This is a genomic window from Pseudomonas sp. NPDC087342, assembly GCF_044744265.1.
Taxonomy (GTDB): domain Bacteria; phylum Pseudomonadota; class Gammaproteobacteria; order Pseudomonadales; family Pseudomonadaceae; genus Aquipseudomonas; species Aquipseudomonas nunensis.
Window position 1 is genome coordinate 930,776 of sequence record NZ_JBIUXZ010000001.1, and the last position, 20,780, is coordinate 951,555.

Annotated in this window: 18 protein-coding genes and 1 pseudogene; 13 read left to right on the forward strand and 6 right to left on the reverse strand. The window is 61.1% G+C overall.

The annotated features are described in order from the left end of the window. The 10 genes and pseudogenes from ACIOYV_RS04200 to ACIOYV_RS04245 form a co-directional block, all read left to right on the forward strand. Window positions 1-160, forward strand: a pseudogene (locus ACIOYV_RS04200) (amino acid ABC transporter permease); the annotation flags it as partial. Between the two features lie 10 nt (window positions 161-170). Next, window positions 171-935 carry an amino acid ABC transporter ATP-binding protein gene (locus tag ACIOYV_RS04205; protein ID WP_054045848.1) on the forward strand — a complete coding sequence of 255 codons (765 nt, stop codon included), beginning with the start codon at window positions 171-173 and terminating at the stop codon, window positions 933-935. 39 nt (window positions 936-974) lie between these two features. Further along, entirely contained in the window at window positions 975-1,799 is an 825-nt protein-coding gene (locus ACIOYV_RS04210; RefSeq protein WP_401321104.1) for an ABC transporter substrate-binding protein, read from the forward strand. 278 nt (window positions 1,800-2,077) lie between these two features. Next, complete coding sequence (locus ACIOYV_RS04215; RefSeq protein ID WP_265038662.1) at window positions 2,078-2,926, forward strand: polysaccharide deacetylase; 849 nt, start codon at window positions 2,078-2,080, stop codon at window positions 2,924-2,926. Further along, window positions 2,919-3,806, forward strand: a complete 888-nt coding sequence (locus tag ACIOYV_RS04220) for a polysaccharide deacetylase (RefSeq protein ID WP_401321107.1) — start codon at window positions 2,919-2,921, stop codon at window positions 3,804-3,806. The genes ACIOYV_RS04215 and ACIOYV_RS04220 overlap by 8 nt, the downstream gene beginning before the upstream one ends. A gap of 29 nt (window positions 3,807-3,835) precedes the next feature. Continuing rightward, on the forward strand, window positions 3,836-5,179 hold the full coding sequence (locus ACIOYV_RS04225; protein ID WP_401322600.1) for an MmgE/PrpD family protein: 1,344 nt from the start codon (window positions 3,836-3,838) through the stop codon (window positions 5,177-5,179). 151 nt (window positions 5,180-5,330) lie between these two features. Beyond that, the gene (locus tag ACIOYV_RS04230; protein WP_401321109.1) at window positions 5,331-6,509 is read left to right on the forward strand and encodes an MFS transporter; all 1,179 of its coding nucleotides are present in this window, start codon (window positions 5,331-5,333) and stop codon (window positions 6,507-6,509) included. Window positions 6,510-6,665: 156 nt separating this feature from the next. Further along, on the forward strand, window positions 6,666-7,361 hold the full coding sequence (locus ACIOYV_RS04235; protein ID WP_401321111.1) for an HPP family protein: 696 nt from the start codon (window positions 6,666-6,668) through the stop codon (window positions 7,359-7,361). A 284-nt stretch (window positions 7,362-7,645) separates the two neighbouring features. Further along, window positions 7,646-8,752 (forward strand): enoyl-CoA hydratase/isomerase family protein, encoded by a 1,107-nt coding sequence (locus ACIOYV_RS04240; protein ID WP_401321114.1) that lies wholly within the window; start codon window positions 7,646-7,648, stop codon window positions 8,750-8,752. Between the two features lie 3 nt (window positions 8,753-8,755). Next, window positions 8,756-9,907: an acyl-CoA dehydrogenase family protein gene (locus tag ACIOYV_RS04245; protein WP_054045835.1), complete on the forward strand. Its 1,152-nt coding sequence runs from the start codon at window positions 8,756-8,758 to the stop codon at window positions 9,905-9,907. Between the two features lie 110 nt (window positions 9,908-10,017). Here ACIOYV_RS04245 and ACIOYV_RS04250 read toward each other — a convergent pair whose 3' ends face one another. The 6 genes from ACIOYV_RS04250 to ACIOYV_RS04275 all read right to left on the reverse strand — a co-directional run bounded on the left by ACIOYV_RS04250 (window position 10,018) and on the right by ACIOYV_RS04275 (window position 16,982). Further along, window positions 10,018-10,791 carry an enoyl-CoA hydratase gene (locus ACIOYV_RS04250; RefSeq protein WP_401321117.1) on the reverse strand — a complete coding sequence of 258 codons (774 nt, stop codon included), beginning with the start codon at window positions 10,789-10,791 and terminating at the stop codon, window positions 10,018-10,020. Window positions 10,792-10,804: 13 nt separating this feature from the next. Beyond that, complete coding sequence (locus ACIOYV_RS04255) at window positions 10,805-11,932, reverse strand: acyl-CoA dehydrogenase (protein WP_265038668.1); 1,128 nt, start codon at window positions 11,930-11,932, stop codon at window positions 10,805-10,807. A 115-nt stretch (window positions 11,933-12,047) separates the two neighbouring features. Next, entirely contained in the window at window positions 12,048-13,241 is a 1,194-nt protein-coding gene (locus ACIOYV_RS04260) for an acetyl-CoA C-acyltransferase (RefSeq protein ID WP_401321120.1), read from the reverse strand. 12 nt (window positions 13,242-13,253) lie between these two features. After that, window positions 13,254-14,015: an SDR family NAD(P)-dependent oxidoreductase gene (locus tag ACIOYV_RS04265; protein ID WP_054045828.1), complete on the reverse strand. Its 762-nt coding sequence runs from the start codon at window positions 14,013-14,015 to the stop codon at window positions 13,254-13,256. 16 nt (window positions 14,016-14,031) lie between these two features. Then, complete coding sequence (locus tag ACIOYV_RS04270; RefSeq protein WP_401321123.1) at window positions 14,032-15,696, reverse strand: AMP-binding protein; 1,665 nt, start codon at window positions 15,694-15,696, stop codon at window positions 14,032-14,034. A gap of 269 nt (window positions 15,697-15,965) precedes the next feature. Beyond that, window positions 15,966-16,982 (reverse strand): AraC family transcriptional regulator, encoded by a 1,017-nt coding sequence (locus ACIOYV_RS04275; protein ID WP_401321125.1) that lies wholly within the window; start codon window positions 16,980-16,982, stop codon window positions 15,966-15,968. A 408-nt stretch (window positions 16,983-17,390) separates the two neighbouring features. On the opposite strand from ACIOYV_RS04275, the gene efeU reads away from it, so the two are divergent. From efeU to efeB, 3 genes are read left to right on the forward strand one after another with little or no spacing between them, the layout of a single operon-like run. After that, window positions 17,391-18,230 carry an iron uptake transporter permease EfeU gene (gene efeU / locus ACIOYV_RS04280; protein WP_054045822.1) on the forward strand — a complete coding sequence of 280 codons (840 nt, stop codon included), beginning with the start codon at window positions 17,391-17,393 and terminating at the stop codon, window positions 18,228-18,230. Window positions 18,231-18,238: 8 nt separating this feature from the next. After that, on the forward strand, window positions 18,239-19,438 hold the full coding sequence (gene efeO, locus ACIOYV_RS04285; protein WP_401321128.1) for an iron uptake system protein EfeO: 1,200 nt from the start codon (window positions 18,239-18,241) through the stop codon (window positions 19,436-19,438). Window positions 19,439-19,456: 18 nt separating this feature from the next. Next, on the forward strand, window positions 19,457-20,764 hold the full coding sequence (gene efeB, locus ACIOYV_RS04290; RefSeq protein ID WP_401321130.1) for an iron uptake transporter deferrochelatase/peroxidase subunit: 1,308 nt from the start codon (window positions 19,457-19,459) through the stop codon (window positions 20,762-20,764). The last annotated feature ends 16 nt before the right edge of the window (window positions 20,765-20,780 follow it).

Here is a 20,780-nt window from a genome sequence, read left to right on the forward strand (position 1 = left end):
ACTGCACTACAACGCCCAGAACATCTACTACGCCAACGCCCGGGTCATGGAATTGCTGATCGTCGCCGGTATCTGGTACCTGGTCGCCGTCACCGTCCTGTCCTTCGGTCAAAGCCGTCTGGAGCGTCGTTTCGCTCGCGGCGCCGGCAAGCGTTCTTGAGGAGTCCGACATGAGAAACATCGTCAAGGCCGTGAGCCTGAACAAATATTACGACCAGTACCACGCGCTCAAGGACATCAACATCGAGGTCGAGCAAGGCGAAGTGCTGTGCATCATCGGCCCGTCCGGCTCGGGCAAGAGCACCTTGCTGCGCTGCGTCAATCAGCTGGAAAAAATCGACAAGGGCGGCCTCTGGGTCGACGGCGAACTGGTGGGTTACCGGGTCGTCGGCAACAAACTGCACGAACTCAACGAGTCGCAGATTGCCCGTCAACGCCTGGCCACCGGCATGGTGTTCCAGCGATTCAACCTGTTCCCGCACATGACTGTGCTGCAAAACATCATCGAAGGCCCGTGCCAGGTGCTCAAGCGCTCGCCCAAAGAAGCGCACGAAGAAGCCCTGGAACTGCTCGCTCGCGTCGGCCTGGCCGACAAATGCAACAGCTACCCGATTGAACTGTCGGGCGGCCAGCAGCAACGGGTGGCGATTGCCCGCGCCCTGGCGATGCGGCCCAAGCTGATGCTGTTCGATGAACCCACTTCGGCACTCGACCCGGAACTGGTCGGTGAGGTGCTGTCGGTGATGCGCGATCTGGCGCAAACCGGCATGACCATGATCGTCGTCACCCATGAACTGGGCTTCGCTCGCGAGGTTTCCAACCGCATGGTGTTTATGGACGGCGGGCAGATCGTGGAGGCTGGAAGCCCCGAAGAAATACTAATAAGTCCGCAAAACCCGCGCACCCAAAGCTTCATTTCTGCCGTTCGAACCTAAGCGCCGCTTGGCGCTCACAACACTCATAAGAGAACGACCATGAAGAACTTCGTAATTCCAGCAGTACTCGCCGGCCTGATGGCTTCCAGCTTCAGCTTCGCCGCCGAATTGCCGGCCAGCATCAAGGCCAAGGGCGAGATCGTCGTTGCGATCATGCCGAACTACCCACCGATGGATTTCAAGGACCCGGCGACCAACACGCTGACGGGCCTCGACTATGACCTGGGCAACGCCCTGGCCGAGCGTCTGGGCGTGAAGATCAAATGGCAGGAAACCGGCTTCGAGCAAATGATCAACGCGCTGACCACCGACCGCGTGGACATGGTGCTGTCGGGCATGACCGACACCGTAGAGCGTCAGGCCAGCGTGACCTTCGTCGACTACTTCACCAGCGGTCCGCAGTTCTACACCTTGCAGAAGAACAAGGACTTCAACGAAATCACCGACCTGTGTGGCAAGAAAGTCGGCACCAGCCGCCGCACTACCTTCCCGGTGGAAATCGCCGAGTACAGCAAAGCCAACTGCGAAGCCGCCGGCAAACCGGCGATCGTGGTGGTCGGTACCGAAGGCTCGGCAGATGCCCGTGCGCAACTGCGCCAGAGCCGCATCGATGCGGCGATGCAGGGTAGCGAAACCTTGTCGTACCTGAAGACTCAGGAAAAGGACATGTACAAAACCGTCGGCCAGCCGATTTCCGTGCAGTTCTCCGGCATGGGCTTGAGCAAGAAAAAGCCTGAGCTGAGTGAAGCGGTGAAGGTTGCGTTGCAGAGCATGATTGATGACGGCACGTACCAGACCATCCTGAAGAAGTGGGACCTGGAATTGGGCGCGATCAAGACTGTGACTATCAACGCCGGCAAGTAATGCTTGCCCTGTAGGAGCGAGGCTTGCCCGCGAAGGCGGTGAGTCAGTCAGCAGAGATGTTGAATGTACCGGCCTCTTCGCGAGCAAGCTTCGCTCCTACAGGTTTCGCTGCGATCCACGGATTTGTGATCGACTCAAATCCATTGTAGGAGCGAGGCTTGCCCGCGAAGGCGGTGTGTCAGTCAGCAGAGATGTTGAATGTGCCGGCCTCTTCGCGGGCAAGCCTCGCTCCTACAGGGGGATTGTGTTTTTACTTATAGATGAATGGAGTGCCACTGATGTCCTCCTCGCTACAACCCACCTGGCCCGCCCCGCACAAGGCCTGCCTCGCCCTGGCCTTTGATCTCGATGGCCCGACCGGCGATGCGATGCTCAACGGTTCTATCTGGCACAAGCCCGAGTACTTCGGCTTCGGTGGCTACGGCCCGTATCGCGCCCTGCCCCGTCTCCTCGATCTGCTCGACGCGTTCAAGATCCCGACGACGTTCTTCGTCCCGGCCTGGGTCGTGGAGAACTGGCCGAAACAATGCCAGGCGATTGTCGAGCGCGGCCATGAAGTGGCGTACCACGGCTACAAACACGAATCCTTTTACGCCCTGACGCTGGACCAGCAAAAGGACGTGATGAAGAAATCCCGCGAGGTGTTCTGGAAGCACCTGAACATCCGCGCCGAAGGCTTTCGCACGCCGTCCGGTGACTGGCGCGCCGAAACCCCGGCGATGCTGGTGGAAGCCGGCGTGACCTACTCCAGCAGCATGCGCGGCGATGACCGGCCGTATCTGGTCAACGTCCCTGGCTTCGACACGCCATTGGTAGAAATCCCCGGGCGCTGGGAAATGGACGACTACGCCTCCCTCGCCTACACCCGCGCCCCGAACTTCCCTTCCGGGCTGGACCGTACCGCCAGTTACGAACTGACCCTCGACAACTGGTGCCGCGAATACGACGGCGCCATGGACGAAGGCTTGTGCCTGACCACCCTGTTCCACCCCAAGATCACCGGCAAACCGGGGCGCATCCTGTTGCTGGAAAAACTCTTCGAACACATGCGCCAGCGCGATGACGTGTGGTTCGCCACCTGCCGCGATGTCGCCCAGTGGTGGCTGAAGGAGCATCACCATGGCTGATTCCAATCTCTGGCCGAACGGCTATCGCTGCGCCGTCGTATTGACCGTCGATTACAACGACATCCACGGCATCCTGACTCAGGCCCCGGAAGTCGCCGGGCGCGACAAGACGTTGTCGGTCTGGCGCTACGGCAGCCAGCGCGGCGTGGATCGGCTGCTGGGTTTGTTTGCGGAATTGGGCGTTTCCAGCAGTTGGTGCATTCCCGGCATCGTCGCCGAGGAAAACCCTGAACACATAAAGGCAATACTCGCTGGCAGGCATGAGATCGCCTGCGCAGGTTATCGCCATCAGAACTACGACGACCTCGATTTAGCCGCCCAGAGCGCCGACATCGCCAAGGGTTGCGAAGCCCTGACAGCGTTGACCGGCGTGCGTCCAACCGGGTTTCGTATCCCGGCCGGTAACGGTGCGCCAGGCTTTATCGAAGCGTTGAGGGATCAAGGCATCCGCTGGTCTTCATCCTGGCGCGGCGATGATTTGCCATTCGCTCACCCGACGGCGCCCGAAGTCATCGAGTTGCCATTGCACTACGAACTGGAGGACGAGCCCTACTTCGCCTTCAACCTCAGCCCGGCGGTGCCACCGGCGCAATCGCGGATTGCCTCGTACAGCCACACCCTCGGCAACCTGCAAATGGACTTCGCCGGGTTTCATCGCTTTGGCCTGTGCTATGTGCTGCGGCTGCACCCGGAAATCATCGCCACGCCGGGGCGGATTGGCGTGTTGCGCGAGTTGCTCGAAGGTATTCAGCAACATAAGGACGTGTGGATCGCCACGGCGGGTGAAGTCGCGCAATGGTGGGCGGATTCGGGGGTGACCGTGACGGAGAATCATCCTTCGGCGGTGTATGAACGGCATTATCGGGATTACGGCGTATGAACGAGTTCGGCAGCGCCTACCAGGGCGTGATGCGCATGGAGCACCTGGCGCAGTTTTGCGTCGATACGCACTTTGAGGATTTGCCCACGGCGCTGGTGGCTCAAGCCAAACGACACATTCTCGACACCTTCGGCGCGACCCTGGCCGGGGCTGGCAGTGATGTGGCGAAACAGGCGCGTCTGGTGTTCGAAGGCGAAACCGGCAGCACGTTGGTCTGGGGCACCGACTGGCGAGTCGGCGCGGCTCAAGCGGCGATGCTCAATGGCATCGCTGCCCATGCACTGGAGCTGGACGACACCGGCGGTTGCGATCACTCCGGTGCCGTGGTGTTGCCGGCAGTCATGGCCGCCGTGTCGATGTCCGGCAAAACCGTGAGTGGGCGGGAGTTCATCACCGCCGTGGTCATCGGCTACGAAATCGGCCGTCGCGTGCTCGAAGCCTGCGGCAGTTATTCGGCGCATAACGGCGCCGGTTGGCACTCCACGGCAACTTGCGGGGTATTCGGTGCGGCGGCGGCCAGTGCGCGGATTCTCGGCCTCGATGCTGCGCAAATCTTATCCGCGCTCGGCATCGCCGGCAGTTTCAGCGGCGGGCTTTGGGCCTTTATCCATGACGGCTCCCAAAGCAAAAAACTCCACAGCGGTCGTGCTGCCGAAGGTGGTTTGCTCGCGGCACGCTTTGCCCAGCGCGGCATCACCGGGCCGACCAAGCTGTTCGATGATGTCTGGGGCGGCTTTCTCAAAACCCTCGCCGGCGATACCGCCGTACCCGAGGCGCTGGACGCGGAGCTTGGCCGGGTGTGGAAACTCGCACGCTGCTCGATCAAGCCTTACGCCGCCTGCCGTGGGACCCATTCGGCGATTGATGCCCTGGGGTTGTTGCTGGCGCAGTTGCAGGTTGATGCCGATCAGGTCGAGGACATTCACGTGTCGCTGTGCGGATTCCTGCAGGACATGTGCGGCGGCCAGGAAGTCGCGAGTCTGGCGGCGGCGCAGATGAGTTTGCGTTACGCCCTGGCCGCGCGATTGGTACTGGGGCATTGCCGATTGCAGGCGTATGACGATGCACAACGCAGTGACCCGCGAATCGCGCACTGGATCTCACGGATTCGGCTTGAGGTGGATCCGCAATTGTCTGAGGATGGCGAGCCCATTGTGAGCGTGCGGACCGTGGAAGGTCGGCAGGCGAGTCTTTGCGTTGAAGTGCCGCTGGGCGCGCCGGGCAATCCGTTGAGTGATGCGGCGCTGGAGGAGAAGTTTTTCAGTCTGGCCGGGCGGGTTTTGCCGCGGCGGCAGGCTGAGGAATTGCTTGAGCAGTTGTGGCAGGTTGAAGAGTTGGAATCTGTTGCGACGTTGGATCGGTGGTTGACTTGAAATTTTTGTTTTCAGCACTGGCCTCTTCGCGGGCAAGCCTCGCTCCTACGGGGTTAGCGCACACCTGTAGGAGCGAGGCTTGCCCGCGAATGGCAGCGACTCGGTATGACGCCGAGCACTACAACATCTGAATAAGGACATCCGCACCACCGTGGCCACTTACTCGCTCGTTATCCGCCGGTTGATGATTTGTTCGCTGACCATCGTCGTCAGCCGCGCCATTACCAGCCCGTTGCTCACGCTGTTCCTGAGCAACAAACTCGGTCTCAACCAACAGGACGTTGGCCTGCTGCTGGGCATCGCGGTGTTTATCGCCACCCTGCTCGCGCTCTACGGCGGCTACATCATCGACCGGCTGGAGAAACGGCGGCTGTTGATCCTGGCCATGCTCTCCAGCGCCATCGGCTTCGTGCTGCTGACCTTCGCCGAGAACCTCTACTTGACCACCGCCACCCTGGTGATCACCGAAACCGCTTCGGCGCTGTTCCTGATCGGCTCAAAGGCGATCCTCAGCGAAAACCTGCCCATGGGCCAGCGGGCGAAGGCGTTTTCCCTGCGCTACACCTTGACCAACATCGGCTACGCCACCGGCCCCATGCTCGGTGTGGTGATCGCCGGGGTGTATCCGATTGCGCCATTCCTGATTGCCGGCGGCATCGCTTTCTTCAGCATCTTCCTGATGAGCGGGATTCCGAAAGACGCCGCCCAGGTGCCCGCCATCGGCCAGCCGCAAAGCTTTCTCAAGACCCTGACCACCCTGAAGAACGACCGCACGCTGATCATGTTCACCTGCGGCTGTCTGTTCAGCACCGTGGTCCACGGCCGCTTCACCCTGTACCTGTCGCAATACCTGCTGGTGACCCACGACTCCAAGCGCGCCCTGGAAACCATGGCCGCCCTGCTCGCCTGCAACGCTATCAGCGTGATCCTGCTCCAATACCAGATCGGCCGTTTCCTCAAGCGCGAACAACTGCGCTACTGGATTGCCGGTGGCACCAGCCTGTTCATCGTCGGGTTGATCGGGTTCAGCCTGGCGGACGGCCTGGTCAGTTGGTGCGTGGCGATGTTCATCTTCACCCTCGGCGAAATGATCATCTATCCAGCGGAATTCCTGTTCGTCGACACCCTGGCCCCGGAAGAACTGCGCGGCAGTTACTACGGCGCACAAAACCTCGCGGCCCTCGGTGGCGCGTTGAGTCCGGTGATTTGCGGTTTCCTGCTCTTGCACACCCCGGCGCCGACGATGTTCTACGCCTTGTGCGCGCTGACTGCGATGGGCGGATCGTTGTGTTTCATGGCCGGTCGGCGGGTGGCTTTACTGCAAAAATAATGCACTGAAGCTGCATTAATATGAATTTGTCAGCGCCGGGAATCAGCGGCACACTGTGCCTCGTTCCTCCCCCAATAGTTGGAACACCTTCAAGGGCTTTCTGGGTATCCCAGCTAAGCCTTTTTTTTGCTTGGGTTTTTTGTCTACGGAATCATCATGCTCGCACGCTGGTTACCCGCTGCCGTCAACACTCGTCCTTCGGAATGGAGCCGCGCCGCCATCGGCATGTCCCTGGGCACGCTGTTCAGCGTCTGGTTGTGCAGTCAGGTGTTCGGCATCGAAGTGGCGCAACACTTGGTCGGGCCGCTGGGTGCCTCGGCGGTGCTGTTGTTCGCCGTATCCTCCGGCGCCCTCGCCCAGCCGTGGTCGATCCTCGGTGGCTACTTGAGCGCCGGGGTGGTGTCGCTGCTGGTCGCTCATGTACTCGGCCGCACGCTCGGCAGCGCCTGCCTGGCGGCGGGCATGGCGCTGATCCTGATGTGCTGGCTGCGTTGCCTGCACCCACCGGCCGGGGCCTTGGCGCTGCTGTTGGTGCTGGCCGACCCGGCGACTATCGCCCTGGACTGGAAAGCCCTCGGCCCGGTGATGCTCAGCGCCTCGGCCATGCTGCTCAGTGCGTTGGCGTATAACAACCTCACGCAGATCCGCTACCCCAAACGCCCCGCCGAACCTGTGCCGGTCATGCCTTCGGCAGACAGTCAGGCGATCTCCGCCGAGGATTTGAAACTGGCGTTGGCGGACATGGAGGCGTTTTTTGACGTCACGCCGGAAGACCTTGAGCAGTTGATTCATGCCAGTGAATTGCACGCCAAGCGGCGCAGCATCGGCGAAGTGCTTAGCGGCAGAACCTGACACACCACCGAACCCTGTGGGAGCGAGCTTGCTCGCGATTGCGATCTGTCTGTCACATCAACGTCGACTGACACGCCGCCATCGCGAGCAAGCTCGCTCCCACAGGGTTTTCGCGTGCCTAGGGAAAACTATTCGACCGCGGCCGCTGGATTTTGCACTAAGGTAAAAATGCATACACAACCTGCAGTTATCCCGGTTGTACATCACAAATTTGCACTGTTACGATCGAGCATCGCTCGCGCGCGAGCTTGTCTATAAAGAACAATAAAAGCAGGGAGTTATCGATGACTGCTCAGGTTTCATCCCAGGAGACTACCGCCATGGATGCCATGCAAAATGAAGTGCTGGCCGAGGTACGCAATCACATCGGTCACCTGACCCTCAATCGCCCCGCCGGTCTCAACGCCCTCACCCTGAACATGGTCCGTCGTCTGCAAAACCAGCTCGATGCCTGGGCCGAAGATTCGCAGGTCAACGCCGTGGTGTTGCGCGGTGCCGGCGAGAAAGCCTTTTGCGCTGGCGGCGACATTCGTTCGCTGTACGACAGCTACAAAAACGGCGACACCTTGCACGAAGATTTCTTCGTCGAGGAATACGCCCTCGACCTCGCTATTCACAATTACTGCAAACCGGTCCTGGCCTTGATGGACGGCTTTGTCCTGGGCGGCGGCATGGGCCTGGTGCAAGGCGCCGATATGCGCGTGGTCACCGAGCGCAGTCGCCTGGCGATGCCGGAAGTGGGCATCGGTTATTTCCCGGACGTTGGCGGCAGCTACTTCCTGCCACGGATCCCCGGCGAACTGGGGATTTACCTGGGCGTCAGCGGCGTACAGATTCGCGCGGCGGATGCGCTGTATTGCGGTCTGGCTGACTGGTATCTGGAAAGCGACAAACTGGGCAGCCTGGACGAGCAACTTGATCATCTGGAATGGCACGACTCGCCGCTCAAGGACCTGCAAGGCGTACTGGCCAAACTCGCCGTGCAACAACTGTCCGATGCGCCGCTGATTGCACTGCGCCCGGCCATCGACCACTTCTTCGCCCTGCCGGACGTGGCGAGTATGGTGGAGCAAATGCGCGAAGTGACCGTCGCCGACAGCCACCAATGGGCGACAGCCACCGCCGACCTGCTTGAAACCCGTTCGCCGCTGGCCATGGGCGTGACCCTGGAAATGTTGCGACACGGTCGCAAGCTGAGCCTGGAACAGTGCTTCGCCCTTGAGCTGCACCTGGACCGTCAGTGGTTCGAACGCGGCGACCTGATCGAAGGCGTACGCGCCTTGCTGATCGATAAAGACAAGCAACCGCGCTGGAACCCGCCGACCTTGCAAGCGCTGCACGCCGAGCATGTCGAGAGTTTCTTCACGGGTTTTGAGCAGAGCGGGAGCTGAGCCATGCACGATATCGAATTGAGCGAAGAGCAAGTGATGATCCGCGACATGGCCCGGGATTTTGCCCGTGGCGAAATCGCGCCCCACGCGCAGGCCTGGGAAAAGGCTGGCTGGATCGACGACGGTCTGGTGGCGAAAATGGGTGAATTGGGCCTGTTGGGCATGGTGGTCCCGGAGGAATGGGGCGGCACCTATGTCGACTACGTCGCCTACGCCCTGGCCGTGGAAGAGATTTCCGCCGGCGATGGCGCGACCGGCGCATTGATGAGCATCCACAACTCCGTGGGCTGCGGGCCAGTCCTGAACTACGGCACCGATGAACAGAAACAGACCTGGCTGCCGGACCTCGCCAGCGGTCAGGCCATCGGCTGCTTCTGCCTGACCGAGCCGCAAGCCGGTTCCGAGGCCCACAACCTGCGCACCCGCGCCGAACTGCGGGACGGCCAGTGGGTGATCAACGGCGCCAAGCAATTTGTCAGCAACGGCAAGCGAGCGAAACTGGCGATTGTGTTTGCCGTGACCGATCCGGACCTGGGCAAGCGCGGTATCTCGGCGTTCCTGGTGCCGACCGACACCCCGGGTTTTATCGTGGATCGCACTGAACACAAAATGGGCATCCGCGCTTCCGATACCTGTGCGGTAACCCTGAGCAACTGCACCATTCCTGAAGCCAACCTGCTGGGTGAGCGCGGCAAAGGCCTGGCCATCGCCCTCTCCAACCTTGAAGGCGGGCGCATCGGCATCGCCGCCCAGGCGCTGGGCATTGCTCGGGCAGCGTTTGAAGCGGCGCTGGCTTACGCGCGGGATCGGGTGCAGTTCGGCAAGGCGATTATCGAACACCAGAGCATCGCCAACATGCTGGCGGACATGCACATGCAACTGAACGCTGCTCGTTTGATGATCCTCCACGCCGCGCGGTTGCGCAGTGCGGGCAAGCCGTGTCTGTCGGAGGCTTCACAGGCGAAGTTGTTTGCGTCCGAGATGGCCGAGAAGGTCTGTTCGTCGGCGATGCAGATTCATGGCGGGTATGGGTATCTGGAGGATTATCCGGTGGAGCGTTACTACCGGGATGCGCGGATTACCCAGATTTATGAAGGGTCGAGCGAGATACAGCGGATGGTGATTGCTCGGGAATTGAAGAACTATTTGGTGTGAAGCCTTAAAAGCTTCGCGGGCAAGCCTCGCTCCTACATTGGATCTCTGTGTTTCGGAGATCCCTTGTAGGAGCGAGGCTTGCCCGCGAAGGCGCCTCTGAAAACGCTAAATCACTTACCCTGGAATTCGGCCTCACGCTTGCCAATAAACGCCGCCATCCCTTCCTTCTGATCCTGCGTGGCGAACGCCGCATGGAACACCCGACGCTCAAAGCGCACGCCTTCGGACAGGCTGACTTCAAACGCGCGGTTCACGCTTTCCTTGACCATCATTGCAATCGGCAACGACTTCCTGGCAATCAGCGCCGCGATTTTCAGCGCTTCTTCCAGCAGCTCATCCGCCGGTACGATCCGCGCGACAATCCCGCAACGTTCCGCTTCCACGGCATCGATCAAACGACCGCTGAGGCACATTTCCATGGCCTTGGCTTTGCCCACGGCGCGAGTCAGGCGTTGGGTGCCGCCCATGCCCGGCAGCACGCCGAGGTTGATTTCTGGCTGGCCGAATTTGGCGTTGTCGCCGGCCAGGATGAAGTCGCACATCAGCGCCAGTTCACAGCCACCGCCGAGGGCGAAGCCGTTAACGGCAGCGATGATCGGCTTGCGGCGGTTGGCCACGCGGTCGCTGTCGCTGAACAGGTCGTCAAGGTAGATCTGCGGATAGGTCAGCTCGGCCATTTCCTTGATGTCGGCACCGGCGGCGAAGGCTTTTTTCGAGCCCGTCAGCACGATGCAGCCGATGTTCGAATCGGCTTCCAGGCCATCGAGGGCGTGGTTCACTTCGCTGACGAGCTGCGCGTTCAACGCGTTCAAGGCTTGCGGACGGTTGAGAGTGATCAGGCCGACGCGACCGTGGGTTTCCAGCAAAATCGTTTCGTACGTCATAAAGATTTCCTTCTTAAAGATTGCGCGAAATAACCATGCGCTGAATATCGCTGGTGCCTTCGTAGATCTGGCACACCCGCACGTCGCGGTAGATCCGCTCCAGCGGGAAGTCGTTCAGGTAACCGTAACCGCCGAGGGTTTGCAACGCTGACGAGCAGACCTTCTCGGCCATTTCCGAGGCGAACAGCTTGGCCATCGAGGCTTCGACCAAGGCCGGTTTGCCACTGTCTCTTAACGCTGCGGCGTAATGCACCATCTGCCGGGCGACAGCAATCTGGGTCGCCATATCCGCCAAACGGAATGCTACCGCTTGATGCTCGATGATCGGCTTGCCGAAGCTTTCGCGTTCACGGGCGTAATCGCGGGCCGCTTCAAACGCGGCGCGGGCCATGCCCACCGATTGCGAAGCGATGCCAACGCGCCCGCCTTCAAGGTTGGCCAGGGCGATGCGGTAACCTTCGCCCTCTTCGCCCAAACGGTTGGCCACCGGCACTTTCACGTCTTCGAACAGGATCTGGCAGGTGTCGGACGCGTGCTGACCGAGTTTGTCCTCGACCCGCGCGACTTTGTAGCCCGGCGAATCGGTGGGCACGATCAGCGCGGTGATCCCGCGTTTGCCGGCACTCGGATCAGTTACCGCAAACACAATCACCACCCCGGCGTTTTGCCCGGAGGTGATGAACTGTTTGCAGCCGTTGAGCACGTAGTGATCGCCGTTGAGCTTGGCGCGAGTCTTCAGGCCGCTGGCGTCGGAACCGGCCTGGGGTTCGGTCAGGGCAAAGGCGCCGAGCATCGAACCGCTGGCCAACGGTTTGAGGAAACGTTCTTTCTGTTCGTCGGTGCCGTACTTGAGGATCGGCACGCAACCCACGGAGTTGTGCACGCTCATGATCGTCGAGCAGGCGCCGTCGCCGGCAGCGATTTCTTCCAGGGCCATGGCGTAGGCCAGGTAACCGGTGTCGCAACCGCCCCACTCTTCCGGCACCAACATGCCGAAGAAGCCCAGCTCGGCCATTTCGCCGATGGCTTCTTTCGGGAAGCGATGCTCGCGGTCCCACTCGGCGGCGAATGGCTTCAGCCGCTCCTGAGCGAATTGCCGGGCGGCTTCGCTGATCTGCAGTTGTTCGTCATTGGGAATCATGGTGAATCCTTAAAAGTAAGCCACGGTGCACCTTTCATTGTAGGAGCGAGGCTTGCCCGCGAAGGCGATCTCAAGAACGCCTTCGCGGGCAAGCCGCGCTCCTACAAGGGCAGCGTCAATACAGGCATTCCACGGCCATGGCCGTTGCTTCGCCGCCGCCAATGCAGATCGCTGCAACGCCGCGTTTCAGGCCTTTCTGGCGCAGGGCCGAGAGCAAGGTCACGATAATCCGCGCGCCGGACGCACCAATCGGATGGCCCAACGCACAGGCGCCGCCGTGGATGTTGACCTTCTCGTGGGGGATTTCCAGTTTGCTCATGGTCACCAGACTGACCACCGCGAAGGCTTCGTTGATTTCAAACAACTCGACTTCGTCCAGCGACCAACCGGTTTTCTTGATCAGCTTCTTGATCGCGCCGACGGGGGCCACCGGGAACAGGCCCGGGGTATCGGCAAACGCCGCGTGGCCGTGGATCACTGCCAGTGGCTTGAGGCCGCGCTTTTCAGCCTCGGAACGCCGCATCAATACGAGTGCCGCCGCGCCGTCGGAGATCGAGCTGGAGTTGGCCGCGGTCACGGTGCCGCCGTCGCGGAATGCCGGTTTCAGCGAGGCGATCTTGTCCAGTTTGGCTTTCGGTGGCTGTTCGTCGTTGCTGATCAGCACCTGTTCTTTACCCACGGTGACATTCAGCGGCACGATCTCGGCCTTAAAGCTGCCGTCCTTGATCGCCTGTTGTGCGCGGGTAGTCGAGGCAATGGCAAACGCATCCTGGGCTTCGCGGCTAAAGCCGTTGGTCTCGGCGCAATCCTCGGCGAAGGTGCCCATCAGGCGGCCCTTGTCGTAGGCGTCTTCGAGGCCGTCGAGGAACATCGAATCCAGCACCCGGCCATGGCCCATGCGGTAACCGCTGCGCGCGCGGTCCAGCAGATACGGCGAGTTGGACATGCTTTCCATGCCACCGGCGATCACCACCTCGGCACTGCCGGCGACCAGCATGTCGTGGGCTAGGATCGTGGTTTCCATGCCGGAACCGCACATTTTGTTCACGGTGGTGCAACGGGTCGATTTATCCAGCCCGGCGCCCAGTGCAGCCTGACGTGCAGGCGCCTGGCCGAGACCGGCGGGCAACACGCAACCGAACAGCACTTCGTCAACTGCGTCAGAGGCGACACCGGCGCGTTCGACGGCGGCTTTGATCGCGGCAGCCCCGAGTTGCGGTGCGGTCAGGCTTTTCAGTTCACCCTGGAAACCGCCCATCGGGGTACGAACGGCGCTGACAATAACAATCGGATCGTTGGAAAGGGTCATGACAAATCCTCCTTATTTGGCCGCCATGCGCAAGGCACCGTCGAGACGGATCACCTCGCCGTTGAGCATGCTGTTTTCAATGATATGCCTGACCAGCGCGGCGTACTCGCCCGGTTTACCGAGGCGCGGCGGGAACGGCACGCCAGCGGCCAGGGACGCGCGAACTTCTTCGGTCATACCGGCCATCATCGGCGTTTCGAAAATGCCGGGAGCGATGGTCATCACACGGATGCCGAAACGCGCCAGTTCACGGGCGGCGGGCAAGGTCAGGCTGACAATCGCGCCTTTGGACGCAGCGTAAGCAGCCTGGCCAATCTGGCCGTCGTAAGCCGCTGCCGATGCGGTGTTGATGATCACGCCGCGCTCGCCGTCGGCGTCCGCTTCGGTTTCCGCGATGGCCGCCGCAGCCAGACGCAGCATGTTGAAGCTGCCGATAAGGTTGACGTTGATCACCTGGCTGAAACTGGCCAACGCATGCGGGCCGGTCTTGCCGAGGATCTTCTCGCCCCGCACGATGCCGGCGCAGTTCACCAGACCGTGCAAGCCACCAAAGGCTTTGACGGTGGCGGCGACGGCGGCTTCGGCAGCGGCTTCGTTGCTGATGTCGGCCACTACGCTTTGCGCGCCGAGACGTTCAGCCTGGGCCGCGACAGCCTCGGCGTTCATGTCCACCAGCATCACTTTGGCGCCCGCACCCACCAGCATTTCAGCGGTGGCGGCACCCAGGCCGGACGCACCGCCGGTGACGAGAAAAACCTTGTTTTCGATCTGCATCATTATTTCCTTCGATTCAAGCAGAAGCTTTGGGAGCCGCGGCCTCTTGAGCCTTGGCGATTTCCTGGTTGCGCAAGATAAAGCGCTGCAATTTGCCGCTTGGGGTCTTCGGCAATTCGCTGACAAATTCGATTTCACGCGGGTACGAGTGCGCGGCCAGGCGTTTGCGCACGTGTTGGCGCAGTTCTTCGGCGAGTTCCGGCGTGGCGCGGTATTGCTCGCAGATCACCACGAAGGCTTTGACCAATTCGGTGCGTTCCGGGTCGGGTTTGCCGACCACTGCGGCTTCGATCACCGCTGGGTGTTCAATCAACGCGCTTTCAACGTCGAACGGGCCGACGCGATAGCCGGAAGTGGTGATCACGTCATCGCTGCGGCCAACGAAGCTGATACTGCCGTCCGGGTTCCACTCGACGGTGTCGCCGCTCAGGTAATAGTTGCCGACGAAGGCTTTGGTCGGCGCGCCTTCGTAACCGTTGAACCAGCACATCGGCGACTGGGTGCGGTCGATGGCGAGGATGCCGGGCTGACCCACACCGAGTTCTTTGTACTCGTCATCCAGCACCACGATGCGATGCCCCGGCGAGGCAAAACCGGCGGCGCCCATGTGGATCGGATGGTCCAGGCCATGGTGGTTGCACAGGACCATGCCGAGTTCGGTCTGGCCATAATGGTCGTGGATCACCACGCCGAGGTTGTCGGCGAACCAGCGGATCACTTCCGGGTTCAGCGGCTCGCCGGCGCTGCTGACGATGCGCAGTTTGCCCTTGATCGACTTGGCGAACTCTTCGCCCCCGGCAATCAGCAAACGGTAAGCCGTCGGCGAGCCGGTCAGGTTGGTGATGTTGTATTTGTTGATCACCCGGCAGGTGCTTTCGAGGGTGAACGGGCCATCGTAGAAGGTGATCGGATGCCCCATCGACATCGGCCCGGTGACACCGAAATAGATGCCGTAGGCCCAACCTGGATCGGCGACGTTCCAGAACGCGTCTTCCGGGCGCAGGTCGACGGCGTCGCGGGTGTAACTCTGGAAAGCGACGATGGCCTTGAGCGGCACCGACAGCGCTTTCGACGGGCCGGTGGTGCCCGAGGTGAACATCAGCAGGAACGGGTCTTCACCGGTCAGCAATACTGGTTCGCATACCGGGGAGAAATTGGGCAGTTCGGCCCAGAAACTGTAGTCGCCTCGCACGATGCCCTGCCCTTTGGCGCCACCGACGGTGACGATAGTCGGGCAATCGGCGACTTCCGCGAGTTTCGGGCGGTTGACTGCATCGGTGACCACGACTTTGGCGCCGGAGCTGCTCAAGCGGTGTTCGATGGCTTTCGGCCCGAACGCAGTGAACAGCGGCTGGTAGACCGCGCCGATGCGCCAGGTGGCGAATACGGTGATCAGCAATTCGATGTTACGCGGCAGCAGGCCAGCGACTTTGTCGCCCTTCTGCACGCCTTGGGCCAGCAGGAAATTGGCCAGACGCGCGGCTTTGTCCTGCAAATCCGTGAAGGTGTACGTCGCACTGGCGCCATCGCGCCCTTCCCAGAACAGCGCAATGCGACCCGGCAATGCATGACGGTCGCAACATTCGACGCAGGCGTTAAGCGCCGTCAAATCGCCGGCGAGCGCGGCATCCACGGTGTGCTGATAATCGAACTGTGAAGTGGCAGACAAGTAATCGCGCATTGCCAGAATCCCTCTGTATTTTTATTAGGTTGGGGGAACCGTAATCAACACAGGAATACTCGCGCCGCGCGGGGTGTGGGGCAATGGTCAAAGCTATCAAGTTGTTTGACTGGTTTGGCCAAGGTTCTAGAGGTGGGTTGTCTGGGCGGGCGCCTTCGCGGGCAAGCCTCGCTCCTACAGGGCCGGGGGTGATCGGAATGGGTGTGATCACCCCACCCCTGTAGGAGCGAGGCTTGCCCGCGAAGAGTCCCGCCCGATCAACGCAATACTCAGCTCGCTTCGTTAAGAATCAAACTCCGATAATGCCCCGGATTAGTCCCCGACCACTTGCGAAACGCCTTGTAGAACGAACTCGCATCGGCAAATCCCAACCGCGCCGCAATCTCGGCAAAGCTGATGCTCGGTTCCGCCAGCCAGACAATCGCCAATTCCTTGCGCACGCTGTCTTTCAAACCCTGCCAGGTCTGCCCTTCTTCGGCCAAGCGCCGGCGCAGGGTCGAGGCCGACATGCACAGTTGCTGCGCCAGGGCCTCGGTTTCCGGCCATTGTTCGGCGGGCAGTTGCCGCAGATCGTGTTTGATCCGACTGGCCAGGCTTTCCGGGTCGCGGTATTTGACCAGAATATTGGCCGGTGCATGGGCCAGGAAGCGCTTGAGTTCTTCCGGGCTGCGCTTGATCGGCAGGTCCAGGCAATCGGCGGCGAAAATCATCCGCGTGCGCGGCCGGTCGAAGCGCAGGTTCTCGGAAAACATCACCTGATAGTCATCGCAAAAGTCCGGCGCCGGGCAGCGCAGTTCGATGGCCAGGATCGGAATCCGCCGACCCGCCAACCAGCAAGCGACGCCGTGGACAATCATCCAGTACGTGAAGTAGGTGAAGGCCCGGCGCGGGTCCTGGTCGTCTTCGAGCAAGACGATTTCCGCCAGGCTTTGCTGGCGCACCAGTTGCGCGGGCAGGTGTTCAAGCATTAACGACAGGAAAGCCAGGCCCGAGGTGAGGCCTGCGGCGAGGTTGGGCTGGACCATGGCGCAGCGGCACAGAAACTCAAGACTGCCGGATTTGAGCTGGCGCGGGTCCATGCCGAAAAACTCATCGTCACCGCGCCGGGCCAGCAAACGCCACAATCGTGCGTACGAAGTGGCTGGGACTCGGGCGTCAACAGCGTCCAGCAACGCCGGATCAATCCCGACTTTGTGCAACACCTCTTCGGTGGCCGCGCCGGGCGCACAGCTTTGCAACAGCGCTTCACGCACCAGTTGGATGGCGATGGTGTCTTTTTCCGACATTGCGCGGGGTGAGCCCTGTTCTTGTTCAAGTGGCGGGCATATTAGCCCAGCGCAGAGCCCCTGTGGGAGCGAGCCTGCTCGCGAAAGCGGTGGATCAGTCAACGATGATGTTGAATGTTCAGCCGCTTTCGCGGGCAAGCCTCGCTCCTACAATGGATTTGAGTCGATCACAAATTGGTGGTCCGCCGGGAAACCTGTAGGAGCGAAGCTTGCTCGCGAAGAGGCCGGCACATTCAACATCTCTGCTGACTGACACGCCGCCTTCGCGGGCAAGCCTCGCTCCTACAGGGATTGGGGGGATCTTTTGGGTCGTTCAGCTAAGGTTCAGCTAAAGTCAATCGATCTCATGTGAGAATGAGTGTCATTATGTTACAACTTAGCAACCTAACTAACTCGACACGGTGCTGAATGCTTGTTCCCTTTCTGATCATGCTGCGCGAAGGCATTGAAGCGGCGTTGATCGTCGGCATTATCGCTAGTTACCTCAAGCAAACCGGCCGTGGCCAGTGGATGCCCGCCGTGTGGATTGGCGTGTTCCTCGCCGCTGCACTGGCGCTGTTGGTCGGTGGTGGCCTGGAGTTGATGAGCGCCGAGTTCCCGCAGAAGCAACAGGAACTGTTCGAAGGCATCGTCGGCCTGGTCGCCGTCGGCATTCTCAGTTCTATGGTGTTCTGGATGCGCAAAGTGGCGCGTTCGATCAAGCATTCCCTGCACGTTTCCCTCGATCACGCACTGGCCGGTTCCAAACACCAGGTCACCGCGCTGATCGCCATGGTGTTTTTCGCCGTGGCCCGGGAAGGTCTGGAAACCGTGTTTTTCCTGCTGGCGGTGTTCCAGCAAAGCGAAGGCGCAGCGGCACCGATTGGCGCCCTGCTCGGCCTGATTTTGGCGATCATCGTCGGCTTCCTGATCTACACCGGCAGCATGCGCCTGAACCTCAGTGCGTTCTTCCGCTGGACCGGTTTGTTTATCCTCGTCGTCGCCGCCGGCATCCTCTCCAACTCGGTGCAGGCCCTGCATGAAGCGGGCGTGTGGAATCACTTGCAAACCGTGCTTTTCGACTTCAGCGCCACACTGCCGATGGATGGCCCGCTGGGCTCGGTACTGGCCGGCATGTTCGGTTACCAGGACGCACCGACCGTCAGCACCCTCGGCGCGTATCTGATTTATCTGGTGGTGGCGCTGGTGATGTTCTTCCTCCCGGCCGCCGCGCCCGTCAAGCAATCTTCTTCCGTTTCCAGCCAATAAGGGCATTCATGTCAACGCCTACTCCTCCCGTGGCTTCCCCTCCCCGCGCGTTGCGCTGGGCGGTGGCCGGTTCGGTGATCGTGATGATCGCGGCCGGTGGCCTGTTCTACTACGCCTCGAAAATGGCCGCCGCCAAGCGCCAGACCAACCATGACGAAATGGTGGTGAATATCCACCCGAAAAGTTGCGAGCCGAACGCGCTGACGGTCCCGGCCGGGCACGCGAGTTTCCGCATCGTCAACCGCTCCGACCGGGCCGTGGAGTGGGAAATCCTCGACGGCGTGCTGGTGGTCGAAGAACGGGAAAACATTGCGCCGGGCCTGAGCCAGGTGATCAACGCCAACCTGGCGCCCGGTGACTATGCGATCACTTGCGGCTTGCTGAGCAACCCGCGTGGCACCTTGCACGTGACCCCGACCGCGGCGTCCGATGCAGCGGCCAAGGCCCGTCCATCGATGGTCGCGTTCATCGGTCCGCTGTCGGAATTTCGCGTGTACCTGAGCAGCCAAAGCAGCGCGCTGATCAAAGCCGTGACCGCCCTGAAGCAGGCGATTGAAGCCGGCGACCTGGCCCAGGCCCAAGCGCTTTATGTGCCGGCCCGCGCCGCCTATCAACGGATCGCCCCGGCCGCGCAACGTCTGGCCGAGTTGGACAACGCCGTCAACGCGCGCGCCGATTACTTTGAAAAACGCGAGCAGGATTCGGCCTTCACCGGTTTCCATCGCCTCGAATACGCGCTGTTCCAGCAACGCAAACTCGACGCCCTGGCGCCGGTTGCCATGCAGTTGATCATCGACATCACCACGCTCAAACAGCAATTGCTCGCCCAGTCCCTGCCGCCGGAGCAACTGGTGAGCATTGTGGTGCGCAACCTCAACAGCATCGCCGACGTGCGCGCCAGCAGCGGTGAAGAAGAACGCTACAGCCACACCGACCTGAACGGCTTTACCGCCAACCTCGACGCGGCGCGCAAGGTTGTCGACCTGTTGCGGCCGTTGCTGAGCAAGTCCGCCGCCGAGTTGCTGCCAAAAATCGACAGTGCCATCAGCGCTTTCGATGCCGAACTCAATGGATTCAAGGTCAAGGATGGCTACGCCAGCTACGACACGGTCAGTGCCGAGCAACGCAAACAGATCGCCGACAAGGCCAAGACCCTGGCCGCCGTACTCGACGAAATCGACCCAGCCCTTGGCCTTTCCGGCCTGTAAGTAGAAGACGACATTTAGATGAAAGACTTGGAACAGTTTTCCGCCCAGCGTCGCCGCGTATTGATGGGCATGGGCGCCGCCGGTGTCGCGTTGGCCGGCACCGCCCTGAGCTGCCCGGCGATGGCCGCTTCCAGCCAGGTGACCGAAGCGCCGAGCAGCGAAAAAACCGAAGACCGCCACACCTTTTATGGCAAGCACCAGACCGGCATCGTGACCCCGCGCCCGGCGTCGGGCATGTTGGTGTCGTTTGATGTATTGGCCGCCGACCGCGATGATCTGGAGCGACTGTTCCGCACCCTCAACGAGCGCATCGCGTTCCTGATGAAGGGCGGCGCCGTGACGCAGGTTGATCCGAAACTGCCGCCAGTGGATTCCGGGATTCTCGGCCCGGTGGTCACGCCGGACAACCTGACCATCACCGTGTCGGTCGGCGAGTCGCTGTTCGACGAGCGCTTCGGCCTGGCCAACGCCAAACCCAAGCGGCTGATCCGCATGGTCGGTTTCCCCAACGATGCCCTGGAAGCGGATTGCTGCCACGGCGACTTGAGCTTGCAGTTCTGCTCCAACACCACCGACACCAACATCCACGCCCTGCGCGACATCGTGAAAAACCTGCCCGACTTGCTGCTGGTGCGCTGGAAACAGGAAGGCAGCGTGCCGCCGCAAGCCCCGGCGAAACCGGGTGTGCCGGCGCAAAGTGCGCGCAACTTCCTGGGTTTCCGCGACGGCTCGGCCAACCCCGATTCCAACGATACCAAGGCCATGGACAGCATTGTCTGGGTGCAACCGGGCAGCGACGAACCGGCCTGGGCCGCGAACGGCAGCTACCAGGCGGTGCGGATCATCCGCAATTTCGTTGAGCGCTGGGACCGCACGCCGTTGCAGGAACAGGAAAGCATCCTCGGCCGGGTCAAGAGCACCGGCGCGCCGATGGGCGGCGAGCACGAAAACCAGGTCCCGGACTACGCCAAGGACCCGGAAGGCAAGCTGACCAAGCTCGACGCGCACATTCGCCTGGCGAATCCGCGTACCGCGCAAACCCAGGCCAACCTGATCCTGCGTCGCCCGTTCAACTATTCCAACGGCGTGAACAAGAACGGCCAATTGGAAATGGGACTGCTGTTCATCTGCTACCAGGCCGACCTGGAAAAAGGCTTCATCACTGTACAAACCCGCCTCAACGGCGAGCCGCTGGAGGAATACCTCAAGCCGGTGGGCGGCGGGTATTTCTTCACCTTGCCGGGTGTGACGGGCGACAAGGACTTCATCGGTCGCTCACTGCTAGACGCTACACAAGCTGCTCATCAGCCAAAAACAACTGCATAACCCGTTCATAACAACC

Coding starts and splice junctions, on each gene's coding strand:
- ACIOYV_RS04260 (WP_401321120.1), bottom strand. CDS start 13,241: ATGACCCTTTCCAACGATCCGATTGTTATTGTCAGCGCCGTTCGTACC.
- efeB (WP_401321130.1), top strand. CDS start 19,457: ATGAAAGACTTGGAACAGTTTTCCGCCCAGCGTCGCCGCGTATTGATG.
- efeU (WP_054045822.1), top strand. CDS start 17,391: ATGCTTGTTCCCTTTCTGATCATGCTGCGCGAAGGCATTGAAGCGGCG.
- ACIOYV_RS04225 (WP_401322600.1), top strand. CDS start 3,836: ATGCGCATGGAGCACCTGGCGCAGTTTTGCGTCGATACGCACTTTGAG.
- ACIOYV_RS04210 (WP_401321104.1), top strand. CDS start 975: ATGAAGAACTTCGTAATTCCAGCAGTACTCGCCGGCCTGATGGCTTCC.
- ACIOYV_RS04275 (WP_401321125.1), bottom strand. CDS start 16,982: ATGTCGGAAAAAGACACCATCGCCATCCAACTGGTGCGTGAAGCGCTG.
- ACIOYV_RS04245 (WP_054045835.1), top strand. CDS start 8,756: ATGCACGATATCGAATTGAGCGAAGAGCAAGTGATGATCCGCGACATG.
- ACIOYV_RS04265 (WP_054045828.1), bottom strand. CDS start 14,015: ATGCAGATCGAAAACAAGGTTTTTCTCGTCACCGGCGGTGCGTCCGGC.
- ACIOYV_RS04255 (WP_265038668.1), bottom strand. CDS start 11,932: ATGATTCCCAATGACGAACAACTGCAGATCAGCGAAGCCGCCCGGCAA.
- ACIOYV_RS04270 (WP_401321123.1), bottom strand. CDS start 15,696: ATGCGCGATTACTTGTCTGCCACTTCACAGTTCGATTATCAGCACACC.
- ACIOYV_RS04250 (WP_401321117.1), bottom strand. CDS start 10,791: ATGACGTACGAAACGATTTTGCTGGAAACCCACGGTCGCGTCGGCCTG.
- ACIOYV_RS04205 (WP_054045848.1), top strand. CDS start 171: ATGAGAAACATCGTCAAGGCCGTGAGCCTGAACAAATATTACGACCAG.
- ACIOYV_RS04215 (WP_265038662.1), top strand. CDS start 2,078: ATGTCCTCCTCGCTACAACCCACCTGGCCCGCCCCGCACAAGGCCTGC.
- efeO (WP_401321128.1), top strand. CDS start 18,239: ATGTCAACGCCTACTCCTCCCGTGGCTTCCCCTCCCCGCGCGTTGCGC.
- ACIOYV_RS04235 (WP_401321111.1), top strand. CDS start 6,666: ATGCTCGCACGCTGGTTACCCGCTGCCGTCAACACTCGTCCTTCGGAA.
- ACIOYV_RS04220 (WP_401321107.1), top strand. CDS start 2,919: ATGGCTGATTCCAATCTCTGGCCGAACGGCTATCGCTGCGCCGTCGTA.
- ACIOYV_RS04240 (WP_401321114.1), top strand. CDS start 7,646: ATGACTGCTCAGGTTTCATCCCAGGAGACTACCGCCATGGATGCCATG.